Origin of the sequence: Streptomyces sp. NPDC093260 (assembly GCF_040683715.1) — a bacterium.
Taxonomy (GTDB): Bacteria; Actinomycetota; Actinomycetes; order Streptomycetales; family Streptomycetaceae; genus Streptomyces; species Streptomyces sennicomposti.
Window position 1 is genome coordinate 196,160 of the sequence record NZ_JBFBEK010000003.1, and the last position, 14,705, is coordinate 210,864.

Sequence of the window (14,705 nt, forward strand, 5' to 3'; positions counted from 1 at the left end):
GAACCCGCATGAGCGACCGTACGCCCGCCGGCCAGTTCTTCGACGCGGCCATCGGCCTGCTCCAGCGGGTCCGCGACGAGGAGGCCGACGCCATCACGGCCGCCGGCACCCTCCTCGCCGACACCGTCGCCGACGGCGGCCGCCTCTTCGCCTTCGGCGCCGGCCACTCCTCCCTCGCCGCCCAGGACGTCGTCTACCGCGCCGGCGGCCTCGCCCTGATGAACCTGCTCGCCGTCCCCGGCGCCGTCGGCGTCGACGTCATGCCCGCCACCCTCGGCTCCGCCCTGGAACGCGTCGACGGACTCGCCGCCGCCGTCCTCGACAGCTCCCCGATCCGGTCCGGCGACGCCCTCGTGATCGTCTCCCTGTCCGGCCGCAACGCCCTGCCCGTCGAGATGGCCCTCAACGCCCGAGCCCTCGGCATCAGGGTCATCGGCGTCACCTCCGTCGCCTACGCCACCCAGACCACCTCACGGCACGTCTCCGGGACGTACCTGAAGGACCACTGCGACATCGTCCTCGACTCCAAGATCGCGGTCGGCGACGCCGAACTCACCCTCGACACCGTCCCCGCGCCCTTCGCGCCCGCCTCCACCGTCGTCACCTCCGCCCTCATGCAGGCCGTGGTGGCCACCGCCGCCGGCGCCCTCGCCGACCGCGGCATCGAACCCCCGCTGCTGCGCTCCGGCAACGTCGACGGCGGCCACGACTGGAACGCCCGCGTCTTCGACCAGTACGCCGACCGGATCTTCTATCGCCGCTGACCCCGTCCCGCCGCCCCCGCCCGGGCCGTGCGGCCAAGGACCGGCCGAGAAGTGCCCCCAACTTGCGGGAATCCGGTGTGCGCTGTGTCACGTTCAAGTTGAATGATGGCCAGTGAGTGAACCGACGCGGCACAACGCGCCGACGCAGCCTTGCAGGGGGTCCAGGTGAGTGCTTCCCGGCGTAGTGGGACCACCGACGAACTCGGGCCGGAAGAGCCCGAGCCGGACCGGAGCCGAACCGGGTGCGGCGACGCGCCCGCCGGCCCCGACGGCTCCGACCTGCTCGCCGCCCTCCTCGACGGCATGGACGCCGCCCTGTGCGCCTTCGACGCCGACGGCGTCGTCACCCACTGGAACCGCGAGGCCGAACGCATCCTCGGCTGGAGCGCCGCCGAGGCCGTCGGGCGGCGCGGCTTCGCCGGCTGGGCCGTCCGCAGCGCCGACGCCGAGGACGTCGAACGCCGCCTGCTCGCCGCCATGCACGCCCCCGGCCGCCAGGTCCACGAGTTCGCCCTGCTCACCAAGGACGGCGGCCGCGTCCTCGTACGCACCCAGTCCGCCGCCGTCCGCGGCCCCGACGGCACCCCCGCGGGCCTGTACTGCGCCTTCAGCGAGGTGCACGCGCAGATCGACCTCGAACGCTCCATCGCGCTCAGCGAAGCCCTCTTCGAGGACGCCTCCTGGGGCGTCGTCCTGGTCGACGCCGACCTGCGCCCCGCCGTCGTCAACGCCCACGCCGCCCGCGCCCTCGGCACCGGCCGTGCCGCCGCCCTCGGCCGCCCGCTCGGCGAACTGCTCTCCCAGGGCGTCGAGGAACTCGAATGCGCCCTCACCCACGTCCTCGCCGAAGGCGCGCCGCCCGCGCCCGCCGAGATCTGGGTCGGCGTGCGCACCCCGGAGGGCGAACGGCGGCGCTGCTGGCGCAGCGGCTTCGTCCGCCTCGCCTCACCGCTGGCCGAGGAGCCCGTGCCGCTCGGCGTCGCCTGGCTGTTCGTCGACGTCACCGGTACCAAGCAGGGCGAACAGGAGGCCTCCCTGCTGCGGTTCCGCACCAACCAGCTGCACCGCGCCGCCCGCGCCGCCGCCGAGTGCGAGGACCCGCTCGACGCCGCCACCGTCCACCTCGACTTCGCCCTCGCCGGCTTCGCCGACCATGCCGTCATCGACCGCGTCGCCGACGACACCACGGCCCCCGCCGGCAGCACCCCCGCCACCCCGCCCGCCGACGACGCCCCCGCCGCGCCGGCCCGCCTCGTCCGCGTCGCCGCCACCCCGGCCGGCGGCCCCGGCCCCAGCCTGCGCACCGGCCGCACCGCCCTGCCCGTCCGCTACGGCCCCGGCCACCCCGCCCTCCAGTGCGCCGAACGCAACGGCTCCGTCCGCGCCACCGTCGGCACCGCACCGCCCGACCAGGCCCGCGACTGGGCCCTGGCCCGCCAGTGGCCGGCCGACACGGTCCACGCCCTGTGCGCGGTCCTGCGCAGCCGCGGCCGCACCCTGGGCGTCGTCACCTTCCTGCGCACCTCGGGCCGCGCCCCCTTCGAACGCCCCGACACGACCTACGCCGAGGACGTCGCCGCCCGCATCGCCACCACCCTGGACCTGGCCACCCTGGCCGACGAGCCCCGTCCCTGACCGAGCCCCGTCCCTGACCCGAGCCGCGGGCCGGGGAGGAGCAGCGGAAGCGATCACGCCCCCGGCCTGCGCGCGTCCACCTCGATCTCGATCTTCATCGCCGGGTCCGCCAGCCCGCACACCATCATCGTCGCCGCCGGCCGCACCTGCCCGAACACCCGCCGCAGCACCGGCCAGCACGGCTCGAAGTCCGCCCGCTCGGGCAGCAGGTACCGCACCCGCACCACGTCCTCGAACCCGCACCCGGCCTCCCCGAGCGCGGCTTCGATGTTCCGCAGGCACTGCTCGGCCTGCTCCACCACGTCCTCGGAGATCGTCATGGCCGCGTAGTCGTACCCGGTCGTCCCGGACACGTGCACCCACTCCCCGTCCACCACGGCGCGCGCGTACCCGATCCGCTCCTCGAACACCGACCCGCTGAGCACCACCCATCGCTGCGTCATGCGCGGAACGGTAGCGGCGCGGCCGTGCGGGCGTCCCGGAAAAAAAGCGGTTGATCCCGGCCCGGACGGTTCTTAGGGTGTGGAGCACACGAGAAGGGAGGTGGTTCGGCAGATGTATGAGAACCGGACGCGTGAGGTGGCTGCGGGCTAGCGGCCCGTCACCACATCCTGTGCGGTGCCGGACCAGTGCGCGACAGACGCGTGCGGCCGGCCCAGTCCCAAGCAGTCACCCGACCCGCGAGCTGCCGGTACGTCCGGCCGGCTTCTCCGCCGTCAGGCGGGGGGACCCAGCTCGCGGGTCGTCTGCTTCTGCGTGCTCCGTCCTGTTCCGGCCCCCTCTTTCGGCGGAGCGCTCCGGTTGTCGGTGGTATGCGTCAGAATTGACTCCAGGGCCAGCGCACGCTCCGGTGAGGCGTCCAGCCGCCGGCAGAGGTAATCGAGGGGCACGTATGTCCGGACTGATCGACACCACGGAGATGTACCTCCGCACCATCCTCGAACTGGAGGAGGAAGGCGTCGTCCCCATGCGCGCCCGGATCGCCGAACGGCTGGACCAGAGCGGGCCGACGGTGAGCCAGACGGTGGCGCGGATGGAGCGCGACGGTCTGGTCTCCGTGGCGCCGGACCGCCATCTGGAGCTGACCGACGAGGGCCGCCGGCTGGCCACGCGCGTCATGCGCAAGCACCGGCTCGCCGAGTGTCTGCTGGTCGACGTGATCGGTCTGGAGTGGGAGCAGGTGCACGCCGAGGCGTGTCGCTGGGAGCACGTGATGAGCGAGGCGGTCGAGCGCCGGGTGCTGGAGCTGCTGCGCCACCCGACCGAGTCGCCGTACGGCAACCCGATCCCGGGGCTGGAGGAGCTGGGCGAGGCCGACGGCGCCAACCCGTTCCTGGACGAGGGCATGGTGTCGCTGGCCGATCTCGACCCGGGCTCCGACGGCAAGACGGTCGTCGTGCGCCGGATCGGGGAGCCGATCCAGACGGACGCGCAGCTGATGTACACGCTCCGGCGGGCGGGGGTGCAGCCCGGTTCGGTGGTCAGCGTGACGGAGTCGCCCGGCGGGGTGCTGGTCGGCAGCGGCGGCGAGGCGGCCGAGCTGGAGTCGGAGACCGCCTCGCACGTCTTCGTCGCCAAGCGCTGAGCGGAGCCGGCCCCGGCCGGTGTCTCTCCGCCCGGTTCCGGGCCTGCGATGAGGTGCGGGCCGAGTGCGCCGAAGGGCAGCGGGCGCGGCGCCTCGCGTGCGAGGCTGTTGCGAGAGGCATATGACCCGAAGGGGTGGGGGAGGATGTGCCGCAGACGTGTGGAGGGCCCCGGCGCCGTACGGCGCCGGGGCCTGTCCTCCCCTGGTGCGACCCGGAGCCCCGAGCTCTCAGGGTCGTTCCCCGCGGACCCCTTTTCCCCGAGTGGTCCGCCTCCCGTTGAAGATCTCCCCTCGACGGCGGCGATCATTCCTGGGGCGGGGTCACTCGAACGTGGGGTGTTCGCTGGGAAAAGGGTGCTTTCGAAAAGGTTTTCGATAGCCTGCGGGTGAGGTGACCGGCCGCCCCGCGCGGTCCGGTCCGGAGCAGGGCGCACGACGGCAGAGAGACAAGCGGAACGTTGGTTCACAGGGCCGACCGCCGGACCGTCCGGGGACGGACGAGCGGCGGCCGGAGCGGAACCAGGGGGGTGCCAGGACCGATGGCGCGGCGTATCGACGTGACCGGGGCGGGTGGCGTACGGCTCGCCGCCTGGGAGTTCGCCGAACCCCCCAAGGACGGCCACGGGGCCGTGGGGGAGGGCGAGGAGGCGGACAAACCCTTCGTCCCGGCCCAGGAGCCGGTGGAGCGGGGGCGGGTGGAGCGGGCAGGGCCGGTGGAACCGGCGCAGTCCGCGTCGTCCATGCGGTCGGCACAGGCGACGGGGCGGCAGCGGCTCTCCGCCGTCCCGGAGCACTCCGGACGCGCCGAAGAGGCCGAGCGGGCCGCCCGGCCCGGGCACTCCGCCGTGTCCGAGCACCCCGGGGCGCGCGAGTCCTCCGGGCCGTCCGAGCACCCCGCCCCGGCCGAGCGTCCCGGTCCGGCCGACGGCCGTACCGCCTTCCCGCGCGCCACCGGCGTGCTGTTGCTCCACGGCCTCATGGGCCGCGCCTCGCACTGGGCGGGCACCGCTCGGTGGCTGTCCGGGCGGTACCGGGCCGTCGCGCTCGACCAGCGGGGCCACGGCCAGAGCGACAAGCCTTCGTCGTCCGCCCTCACCCGCGAGGCCTACGTCGAGGACGCCGAGGCCGCCGTCGAGCAGCTCGGTCTCGGGCCGGTCCTGGTCATCGGCCACGGGATGGGCGCCCTGACCGGCTGGCAGCTCGCCGCCCGGCGCCCCGACCTGGTGCGCGGGCTGGTCATCTGCGACATGCGGGCCTCCGCGCTCGGCGCGGCCTCCCAGCGGGAGTGGGAGGAGTGGTTCAGGACGTGGCCGGTGCCGTTCGCCACGCTCGCCGACGTCCGCAGGTGGTTCGGGGAGGACGATCCCTGGGTGGACCGCCCGAACCCGGCCCGCGGCGAGTTCTACGCCGAGGTCATGCACGAGTGCCCGGACGGCTGGCGTCCCGTCTTCGAGCCCGCGGACATGCTCGCCTCCCGGGAGACGTGGGTGTACGACGCGCACTGGGAGGAGCTGACCCAGGTGCGCTGCCCGGCCCTCGTCGTGCGCGGCCTCGACGGCGAGCTGGGCCGGGCCGAGGCGCAGGAGATGGTGCGGGTCCTGCCGCGCGGTCAGTACGCGGAGGTGGTGGACGCCGGTCACCTCGTGCACTGCGACCAGCCGGAGGCGTGGCGCACGGCCATCGCCCCGTTCCTGGAGTCGGTCCTCTCCCCGTGACCCGCGCGACCCCGCGCCCCGCACAACCTGTACGCCCCCGGCCCGCAGCCCCGGTGCCGAGGGCGCGTACCGCCTCAGCCCTTGCTGACCGCCGTGAGGATCTCCGGCAGCCGGGCCGCCGTGCGCGGGGCGGCCAGTCGCAGGCCGAGGACGGTCAGCCCGGCGCCGTAGAGCGCGCCGACCGGCAGCAGCAGCCAGCTCCAGTCCTCGCCGCTCGCGCTGACGTGCGACCAGATGGTGAGGGCGATGACGGGGGAGCACAGCAGGGCCGCCGAGAGCATGCCGCCGAAGACGGCGATCCAGGCGAGGCCGGCCTGGCCGGGGGCGACGTTCTTGTAGCCCTCCTGCGGGATGGAGTAGGGGAAGCGGGCCGACATCCACGCCCCGGTCGCCAGCATCGCGCCGAGCAGCCCGAAGGACAGGCCGAGCACCTGGGGCAGCCGCTGCCAGTCGCCGAGCAGCGCGGTGGTCAGCACGGTGACGAGGGTGGCGTACGGCAGGGTCACCGTGAGGAGGGCCAGCGCGCGCCCGCGCAGTTCGACGTAGGCGTCGCGCGGGGTGGAGATGGTGAGGGCGACCATCCAGAAGGCGGAGGTGTCCTGGCCGAACTGGTTGTACATCTGGATGCCGAGCATCCCGGCGGCGAAGCAGGCGAAGTACGGCGATCCGGTGCCCTGGAGGGCGTTGAAGACGGGCACGATCAGGCCGATGGCCAGCGAGGTCACCCAGGCGGCCTTGGTCTTGGGGTCGCGCCAGACGTAGCGCAGGCTGCGCTCCATGACGGTGCCGGTACGGCCGGGCGGCAGCAGCCGGGCGAGACCGCCGCCGGAGCGGTTGCGGGCCGCGGTGTCGGGGCTCTGGACGGTGGAGGCGTCGGGGGAGGTCATCAGCCGGGTGAGGCTGCGCGCCCACACCCCGAGCAGGGCGGCGAGGGCGGCGGCGGTCAGGGCGAGCTGGGCCGCGGCCACCGCGTGGTCGCCGCGGCTCGCGGAGTCCACCGCTCCGACGGCCGTCGCGGGCGGCACCCAGCGCAGGACGGCCGCGGCCGGGTCGAGCTGGGCCAGGCCGGCCGTGCCGAGCCGCTGCATGCCGAAGTTGACGAGCTGGGCGCCCACGGCGACGACCAGGCCGCTGAGCACGGCGAGGTCGCGACCCCGGCGGCTGGTCAGCAGCTGGATGTTCGCGGCGGCCACGGCCCGGGCGAGGGCCACGCACACCAGCAGCGCGAGCGGGACGGCGACGACCGCGACGGTCCAGGCCACCGCCCCGTGCGCCACCGCGATCACACAGCCGGCCAGCAGCAGCACCGTGAACAGCGGCCCGACGCCGACCAGGGAGGCGGCCAGCAGCGCCCGGACCAGGGGCCGCGGGCGCAGCGGCAGCATCACCAGGCGGGTCGGGTCGAGGGTCTCGTCGCCGCTCGGGAAGAACAGCGGCATCACCGCCCATCCCAGCGCGAGCAGCGCCCCGCCGGGCACGGCGACGGAGGCGATGTGCGCGTGGCCGCGCAGCACGATCAGGCCGAGCAGCTGGGAGAGGGCGAACAGCAGGGCGAGGACGGCGGAGGTGACGTAGGCGGCGCGCCGCCCGGCGGACTGCCGCAGCCCGTTGCGCAGCAGCGACAGCTTCAGCCGTACGACGACGGGGGTGATCGACGGGACGGGGGCGGCCGGCGGGGTCTGCGGGCCGGCCGGGGCGGTGGCGGTCATCGGGCGCCGCCGCCGAGCCAGTCGAGGTCGGACCCGGCGGCGCGGCCCTGCGCGCCGACGAGTTCGAGGAAGGCCTCCTGGAGGGTGGCGGCGTCGCCGCGCACCTCGGCGAGCGGCCCGTGGGCGCGGATGCGGCCGGCGGCCAGCACGGCGACCCAGTCGCACAGCGACTCGACCAGTTCCATCACGTGCGAGGAGAACACGACGGTGGCGCCGGAGGCCGTGTAGCGCTCCAGGACGCCGCGGATGGTCTGCGCGGAGACCGGGTCGACACCCTCGAACGGCTCGTCCAGGAAGAGGACTTCGGGGTTGTGCAGGAGGGCGGCGGCGAGACCGGTCTTCTTGCGCATGCCGGTGGAGTAGTCGACGACCAGCTTGTGCTGGGCGCCGGCCAGGTCGAGCACGTCGAGCAGCTGGGCGGCGCGCCGGTCCACCTCGTCGCCGGGCAGTCCCCGCAACCGGCCGGAGTAGGCGAGGAGTTCGCGCCCGGTGAGCCGTTCGAACAGGCGCAGGCCCTCGGGCAGGACGCCGATGCGCGCCTTCACGGCGACCGGGTCGCGCCACACGTCGTGCCCGGCGATCTCGACGGTGCCCTGGTCGGGGCGGAGCAGGCCGGTCACCATGGACAGGGTGGTGGTCTTGCCGGCGCCGTTGGGGCCGACCAGGCCGATGAACTTCCCGGCGGGCAGCTCCAGATCGATCCCGGCGACGGCGATCTGCTGCCCGAACCGCTTCCACAGTCCCTGAATCCGTACGGCGCTGGTACTCACCACTGCTGCTCCCTCCGTCAGGGTGCACCCTACGGGGGAGCGGCGTGGCGTTCACCGGCGCGCGTCCGGCCTTCGGGTGTGGACGCGCGTCGTCGGACCGGCCCGGAGCTGATCGGCGCGCGGCCGGTCCCGGGCGACGACGCGTCCCCTCGGGCCGGCGCTAGCGGTCGCGTCCGCAGGCGTAGACGAGGGCGGAGATCAGTTCCTCGGCGTCGGGCAGCCAGCGGTTGGCGCGGGTCGGCCGGCAGACCCACTGGACGGCGCCGCGCGTGCCGTAGCGGGTGGGCGGGGCGGCGACGTAGGCGCCCTCGCCGAGCGCGACCAGGTCGAGGGAGGACGGGGACCAGCCGAGCCGCCGCACCAGGTCGGGGAGTTTGGCGCAGGCGCCGGGCAGCACGAAGAACTGCATGCGCCGCTCCGGGGTGAGGGTGACCGGGCCGAGGGCGAGGCCCATGCGTTCCATCCGGGCCAGCGCGAGGAACCCGGCGGTCTCGGGGACGCACATCGCGTCGAACGTGCGGCCGGTGGGCAGCAGGATCGACGCGGTGGGCCGCTTCTGCCACAGCCGGCGGGCGACGGTCGCGCTGCCGGTGGCCTGGCTCGCCCAGTCCTCGCGCGCCGGGTGTGCGCCGGGTGCGGCGCACGCCGGGTCGCCGCAGGAGCAGCGCCGCACCCCGTCGGCGTCCTCCAGCCAGGTGCCGGGAAGTACGTCCCAGTGGCGTTCTTCGGCATAGCGAACGGCGGTCTCCAGCAGCGAGTCGCAGCGCTGGAGGGGGATCTGGCCGGTGAGGGGCGCGACTTGGGTGTCCGGGATCGTCTCTTCCACGTTCCACTCAACTCCCGTGCCCACCTGGAGTTACGGGGTGTGCGGCGGGGTCGCGCGCGGGGGAGGTGCACCGATTCCACGGCCGGGGCGCATGGGTGCACGGGCGGGGGCGCGCGGGAGGATCCGCGGCGGGCGCGGGGTAGTTGAGTGTGGGGGCGGCATGCACCTTTACTCCGGCAATCTTCGCATGTCCCGCATTTTCGGTATGTCCGTGGGCATTGATCTTCACGGCCGGTCTCCTCGCCGGGATGCGTCGGGGGCCGGCCGCGCAAGTCACGTCAACTTCGGTGCGTGGGCAGGGCACCGCAGCCACACGCGAGCCGCCAGGAAGCAGGGGGTTATGCCATGGCCGCAAGGCCTCTCGTAGCGCGGCAGCCGAACGAACGGCTGCAGGCGCTCATTCAGGAAGCGGGCTGCTCGAACGCCGGGCTGGCCCGCCGGGTCAACATGTGCGGCGCCGAGCACGGCCTGGATCTGCGGTACGACAAGACGTCCGTGGCGCGCTGGCTGCGGGGACAGCAACCGCGGGGCCGGGCGCCGGCGATTATCGCCGAGGCGCTGGGCCGCAAGCTCGGCCGTACGGTCACGATCGACGAGATCGGCATGGCCAACGGCAAGAACCTCGCCTCCGGGGTGGGTCTCCAGTTCTCGCCGACGGTGCTGGGGGCCATCGAGCAGGTGTGCGAGCTGTGGCGCAGCGACGTGGGACGGCGGGACTTCCTGTCCGGCTCCTCCGTCGCCGCCTCCGCGCTGGTCGAGCCGAGCCGGGACTGGCTGATCTCCGCGCCGGACGGCCAGGTGGCGCGGGCGGCCGGCCCGAGGGTGGGGCAGTCGGACGTCGCGGCCGTACGGGCCATGACGCAGGCGCTGGTGGACCTGGACCACACGTACGGCAGCGGGCATGTGCGACCGGTGGTCGTGCACTACCTCAACAGCGTGGTGTCCGGGCTGCTGGCGGGGTCGTACCGGGAGGCGGTGGGCCGCGATCTGTTCGGCGCGGTGGCGCGGCTGACGGAACTGGCCGGCTACATGGCCGTGGACACCGGCCAGCCGGGGCTGGCGCAGCGCTACTACATCCAGGCGCTGCGGCTCGCGCAGGCGGCCGGCGACCGCGGCTACGGCGGCTATGTGCTGGCGGCGTCCATGAGCCATCTCGCGGCCCAGCTCGGCAATCCGCGGGAGATCGCGCAGCTGGCGCGGGCGGCGCAGGAGGGGGCGCGGGGCCGGGTGACGCCGCGCGCGGAGTCGATGTTCCACGCGGCCGAGGCGCGCGGGCACGCCCTGATGGGCGATGTGCGCTCGGCGCAGCTGTCGGCGGGACGGGCGATCAGCGCGCTGGAGGCGGCCGAGTCGGACACCGGGGACGATCCGGCGTGGATCGCGCACTTCGACGAGGCGTACCTCGCCGACGAGCTGGCGCACTGCTACCGCGACCTGGGGCAGCCGGAGGCGGCGGCCCGGCAGGCGGAGCGGGCGCTGGCCGGGCACCCGGCCGCGCGGGCCAGGCGCCGGGCGATCGGCTACGTGCTGCTCGCCACGGCGCAGGTGCAGCAGCGGGAGATCGAGCAGGCGTGCAGCACCGGCATGAAGGCCGTGGAGCTGCTGGAGACGCTGCGCTCCAACCGGGGCGCGGAGTATCTGGAGGACTTCCAGCAGCGGCTCGATCCGTTCCGGGACGAGGCGGTGGTACGGGAGTTCGGGGCGCGGCTGGAGGTGCAGGCGGCGGCGTGACCGCGTGCGCGTGGACCATGTACAGCGCATCGGGCGCGGGTTTCGTCACTGCGGCCGTGGGGGAAGGGGCGGAGTCCCGTGCTGCGTGGCACCGGGCTCGGGGGACCCGGTAGCGTGAGCCGACGATTCCGCAAGTCCCCCATTCGTAGGAGTCCCGGTGACGCAGAGTGGACAGGGCGAGGAGCCCTCGGCGCAGCCCGCGCGCGAAGGCATCGTGCTGCCCTCCGACGGTGGGCAGCCCCTGCTGCCGGGCATGACGGGCGGCGGAGCGGGCGGCCACGGTGGCTACGGCGGCCGTGGTGGCCACGGTGGTCCGGGCGGTATGCCGCCCGCGCAGCAGGGCGGGCAGGGACCCGGCACGGCTCCGGCCGGCGGCCAGGCCTGGGGCCAGCCGTGGGGTCCGGGACAGCAGCAGAGCCCGCAGCCCCCGCAGTCCGGGCCCGGACAGGGCTGGCAGGCCCAGGCGCCCGCGCCGGGCTGGGGCTCCCCGCAGCAGTACCAGCAGCAGCCGGGCCAGACGGCGCAGGGCCAGTGGGGCGCGCAGGGACCCGCCGCCGGGCACCCGGGCGCGGGCCCGCTGCCCCCGGAGGGCGCCCCGGCGCCCGGCCACGGTGCCCACGGGGGCGCGCAGCCGCCGTACCAGCAGCACCAGCCGCGGGCGCACGGCACGCACACCGCGCCGCTGCCGCCGGCCGCGCCGTACGGGGCCGCGGGCGCGGACGAGGGCGCCACCCAGTACATACCGCCGGTCACCGACGGCCCGGCGCCGTACGCGACCCCCGCGGACGAGGGCGCGACGCAGTACATACCGCCGGTGGGCGCGGGCGCGATGCCGCCCGAGACGCCCGGCGGCGATCCCGCGACGCACTTCCTCGGCCGGGTGCCGCAGGGCGGCGGTGCGGGCGGCAACCCGGACGCCGAGCCCACGCAGTTCATGGCCCCCGTGCCCGGCGGCCCGGCGGGCGGCGGCCCGGGCGCGCCCTTCGGCGCCGGGCCGGGCGCGAGCGGCCCGGGCGACGCCGGACGGCAGCCGCCCGCCGAGTTCGACAACCTCTTCCGCGCCGGCGGCGAGGCCCCGGCCACCGCGCAGCTGCCCCAGGTGGAGCCCCGCCACGACGCCCGCCCCGCCCCGGCCGGCCACCCCGGCCCCGGTGGCTACGCCGGACCGGGCGCGCCGTACGGCGGGCAGCCCGGCGGGCCCGGCCAGGGCGACGACGGCGGCCGGGGCGGCAAGCGCACCGGGCGGCTGCCGCTGATCGCGGCCGTCGGCGTCGGCATCGCCGTCCTCGGCGTCGGCGCGGGCGCGCTGCTCAGCGGGGGCGGCGACGACGACAAGAAGGCCGACGCCGGCACCGACGTCTCCGCGACCGCGCCCGGGAGCACCGCGCCGTCGGCCTCGCCGTCCGCCGACCCGGCCCGCCAGCAGGCGGTGGAGCTGGACAAGCTGCTGGCCGACAGCGGCAGCAGCCGGGCCTCCGTGATCAAGGCGGTGGCCGACGTCAAGAAGTGCGCCAACCTCCACCAGGCCGCCGCCGACCTGCGCGCCGCCGCCAAGCAGCGCGGCGAGCTGGTCACCCGGCTGAACGGGCTGTCCGTCGACCAGCTGCCGGACCACGCGCAGCTGACCGGCGCTCTCACCAGCGCCTGGAAGGCGTCCGCCTCGGCCGACCAGCACTACGCGGCGTGGGCGGACCAGGTGGGCGGCAAGAACGGCTGCAAGAAGGGCCAGGCCCGCACCACCCCCCACGCGCAGGCGGGCAACCGGGAGAGCGGCGTCGCCAGCGCCCAGAAGGGCAAGGCCGCCGGGCTGTGGAACGCGATCGCCGGGAAGTACGGCCTGACCCAGCGCCAGCCCACCCAGCTGTGACCGGCTGAAAGCCGGGCACGCACCCGCCGGGCAGCGCCTCGCGCACCGGCCGGGCACGAGCGAGCCCCCGGTCCCGGAGATCTCCGGCGGCCGGGAGCCCGGCCCGTCCTCGGCCCGGCTCGCGCCGGGCTGGACTCGTACGCGGCCCGCTTCCGCTCAGTCCACGTCCGCGTTCCGCAGCGTCCTCGTCACGTCCACGGCGTCCTGCGTGGCCGCCACCAGCCGGCCCTGGCGCACCACCTGGAGGGTGACGCCGGCGTTGACGAGGCGGGCCAGGCCCGCGGCGGCGAAGGGGCCGGACTGGCTCCAGCTCAGCGGCGGGGTCAGGCCGCCGGTGTCCACCCTCAGCCCGCTGTTGAGGGTGTGGCGCACGGTGTCGGCGGTCACCGCGCCGGAGCCGATCTTCTCCAGGACGGCGCGCAGCACGGTGTAGGCGATCCAGGTGGTCTGCACCCCGGCGTCGGCGGGATCGACACGGTTGTCGCCGAACGCCTGCTCGTTGACGACCTTCTTCATCGGCGCCCACCGCGGATCGTCCGCCACCGGGTACCAGCCGGTGATGTACGCCCCCTCGTACGGTCCCGTGCGCCCGCCGCTCGCGTCGATCACCGTCTGGTCGACGTTGCCGAGCACGGCGGCGGTGCGCACCGCCGGGTAGCTGTCGCGGTCGCGGCGGAAGGAGTCCATGAAGATGTTGGTGCGCTCGCCGAGGGAGGGCACCACGCAGCCGCGCCGGCCCTTCTCGGCGGTCGACTGCTTCAGCGCCCGGTCCGCCTGCCCGGAGTACTCGGTGGCGTCCTCGGCGGCCGGCTGGTCGTGGGCGGGACCGTGGCCGCCCGCTTCGAGGCCCGCGTTCAGCAGGCCGGGCAGCTCGTCGCCGGCGATGCTGTCGGGCCGGACGAAGGTGACCGGGCCGCAGTCGGCGGCCAGCGCCCTGCCGAGCCCCACCAGCAGGCTCGGCTGGCCGCCGTTGACGGGGTAGGACAGCGCCCGGGTGAACTCGGCGGTGGTCACGCCGTAGCCGCCGAGGTACGGGATGCCCGCGCCCTCCAGCGGCGGGAAGAAGGAGTCGCTGTACTGGCTGTAGGAGCCGACGACGGCGACCACGTTCTCCTTGACGGCGAGCCGGGCGCACTTGGCCGCCGCCACGCTGTCGTTGCCCTCGTTGCAGGTGAGGACCTTGAGTTTGTGGCCCGCGATGCCGCCGTCGGCGTTGACCCGGCGGGCGTAGGCGCGGGCCATGGCGGGCATGCCGGGCTTGTTGGTCGCCCGGGTGCCGTCCGGCGCCCAGGTCATCACGGTCACGGTGCCGTCCCCGGAGCCCCCCGTGACGGCGGGGACGACACCGCAGCCGGCGGCGAGCGACGCGCACACCGCCAGGGCGGCCGCGGTCGGAAGGGCCCTTCTCCGTCCGGCGGGCCGGGCGGGGGCGGTGGGGAGGAAGCTGCGCGCGTGTCGCCTGCCGGTCATGTCCCCGCACGATTCCGGCACATCCCTAACCCAGGAGCGATCCTTCGTCGACAATGGGTGACGGGACGGTGAATTGCGGGGGCCGGGCGGGCCGTCCGGAGGGAGAACGTACGATCGGTGACCGTGCAAGGTTCGGAGAACTCTTCCCGTCGCGGCCGTCGCTCCTCCACCATGGGCGGCATGCCACTCAACGACATGCCGTGGTGGCGCTGGCGCAGCAATGTGCGCTCCGCGCTGCACATGCTCTCCGACCCGGTGTTCCAGCGGGACGTCTGGCTGGCGGGCGTCGAGGGGTACGGAGACGTCACCGACGCCGTGTACCGGCTGGTGGAGGACACCTGGCTGGACAACTGGTCCGCCGAGAAGTACGTCGGCACGATCTTCCGCGACTCGCAGGAGGCGGCGCTCGTCGACACGGCGGTCCTGCGGGTGCTGCGGATCATGCACCAGGTCGGGCCGGACGCCCCGGTGGCCGCCTATCTCGACCACCACGCCTGGCCGGAGGCGGTGCGGGCGGCGCGCGACGCGCATCTGCGGCTCGCGGCGAGCGACGGCGACGACCCGGACGCGCCGCCGCGCAGCCTGGAGGTGCTGCGCATCATGACCCGCGGCGCGGCATAGGGCCCCCGGCGC

General features: G+C 75.0%; 12 protein-coding genes. 7 read left to right on the forward strand and 5 right to left on the reverse strand.

Translation table 11 applies throughout. From position 1 onward, the window contains the following. Positions 1-8: 8 nt before the first annotated feature. Both AB0N63_RS05130 and AB0N63_RS05135 read left to right on the forward strand, forming a co-directional pair. Positions 9-764 carry an SIS domain-containing protein gene (locus AB0N63_RS05130; protein WP_365524238.1) on the forward strand — a complete coding sequence of 252 codons (756 nt, stop codon included), beginning with the start codon at positions 9-11 and terminating at the stop codon, positions 762-764. A 165-nt stretch (positions 765-929) separates the two neighbouring features. Beyond that, entirely contained in the window at positions 930-2,399 is a 1,470-nt protein-coding gene (locus AB0N63_RS05135; protein WP_365524240.1) for a PAS domain-containing protein, read from the forward strand. 53 nt (positions 2,400-2,452) lie between these two features. Here AB0N63_RS05135 and AB0N63_RS05140 read toward each other — a convergent pair whose 3' ends face one another. Further along, a complete protein-coding gene (locus AB0N63_RS05140; RefSeq protein WP_365524243.1) occupies positions 2,453-2,842 on the reverse strand; it encodes a RidA family protein in 390 nt (129 codons plus the stop codon). Between the two features lie 449 nt (positions 2,843-3,291). On the opposite strand from AB0N63_RS05140, the gene AB0N63_RS05145 reads away from it, so the two are divergent. Then, positions 3,292-3,984: a metal-dependent transcriptional regulator gene (locus AB0N63_RS05145; RefSeq protein ID WP_009189186.1), complete on the forward strand. Its 693-nt coding sequence runs from the start codon at positions 3,292-3,294 to the stop codon at positions 3,982-3,984. 845 nt (positions 3,985-4,829) lie between these two features. Then, positions 4,830-5,699, forward strand: coding sequence for an alpha/beta hydrolase (locus tag AB0N63_RS05150; RefSeq protein ID WP_365524774.1), 870 nt, complete (start codon positions 4,830-4,832; stop codon positions 5,697-5,699). Between the two features lie 74 nt (positions 5,700-5,773). On the opposite strand, the gene AB0N63_RS05155 is transcribed toward AB0N63_RS05150, so the two are convergent. The 3 genes from AB0N63_RS05155 to AB0N63_RS05165 all read right to left on the reverse strand — a co-directional run bounded on the left by AB0N63_RS05155 (position 5,774) and on the right by AB0N63_RS05165 (position 9,004). Continuing rightward, positions 5,774-7,408 carry a transporter gene (locus tag AB0N63_RS05155; protein WP_365524245.1) on the reverse strand — a complete coding sequence of 545 codons (1,635 nt, stop codon included), beginning with the start codon at positions 7,406-7,408 and terminating at the stop codon, positions 5,774-5,776. Continuing rightward, positions 7,405-8,199 (reverse strand): ABC transporter ATP-binding protein, encoded by a 795-nt coding sequence (locus tag AB0N63_RS05160; RefSeq protein ID WP_365524777.1) that lies wholly within the window; start codon positions 8,197-8,199, stop codon positions 7,405-7,407. Before AB0N63_RS05160 ends, AB0N63_RS05155 begins: the two co-directional genes overlap by 4 nt. A 139-nt stretch (positions 8,200-8,338) precedes the next feature. Next, positions 8,339-9,004 (reverse strand): bifunctional DNA primase/polymerase, encoded by a 666-nt coding sequence (locus tag AB0N63_RS05165; RefSeq protein ID WP_365524247.1) that lies wholly within the window; start codon positions 9,002-9,004, stop codon positions 8,339-8,341. A gap of 345 nt (positions 9,005-9,349) precedes the next feature. On the opposite strand from AB0N63_RS05165, the gene AB0N63_RS05170 reads away from it, so the two are divergent. Both AB0N63_RS05170 and AB0N63_RS05175 read left to right on the forward strand, forming a co-directional pair. Continuing rightward, positions 9,350-10,735: a hypothetical protein gene (locus tag AB0N63_RS05170; RefSeq protein ID WP_009189181.1), complete on the forward strand. Its 1,386-nt coding sequence runs from the start codon at positions 9,350-9,352 to the stop codon at positions 10,733-10,735. 157 nt (positions 10,736-10,892) lie between these two features. After that, positions 10,893-12,602, forward strand: coding sequence for a hypothetical protein (locus tag AB0N63_RS05175; protein WP_365524250.1), 1,710 nt, complete (start codon positions 10,893-10,895; stop codon positions 12,600-12,602). 156 nt (positions 12,603-12,758) lie between these two features. Here the strand turns inward: AB0N63_RS05175 and AB0N63_RS05180 are convergent, their stop codons facing one another. Then, positions 12,759-14,072: an ABC transporter substrate-binding protein gene (locus AB0N63_RS05180; protein WP_365524253.1), complete on the reverse strand. Its 1,314-nt coding sequence runs from the start codon at positions 14,070-14,072 to the stop codon at positions 12,759-12,761. A 117-nt stretch (positions 14,073-14,189) separates the two neighbouring features. Between AB0N63_RS05180 and AB0N63_RS05185 the strand changes: the two genes are divergently transcribed. Continuing rightward, positions 14,190-14,693, forward strand: a complete 504-nt coding sequence (locus tag AB0N63_RS05185; protein WP_009189178.1) for a hypothetical protein — start codon at positions 14,190-14,192, stop codon at positions 14,691-14,693. Positions 14,694-14,705: the final 12 nt, after the last annotated feature.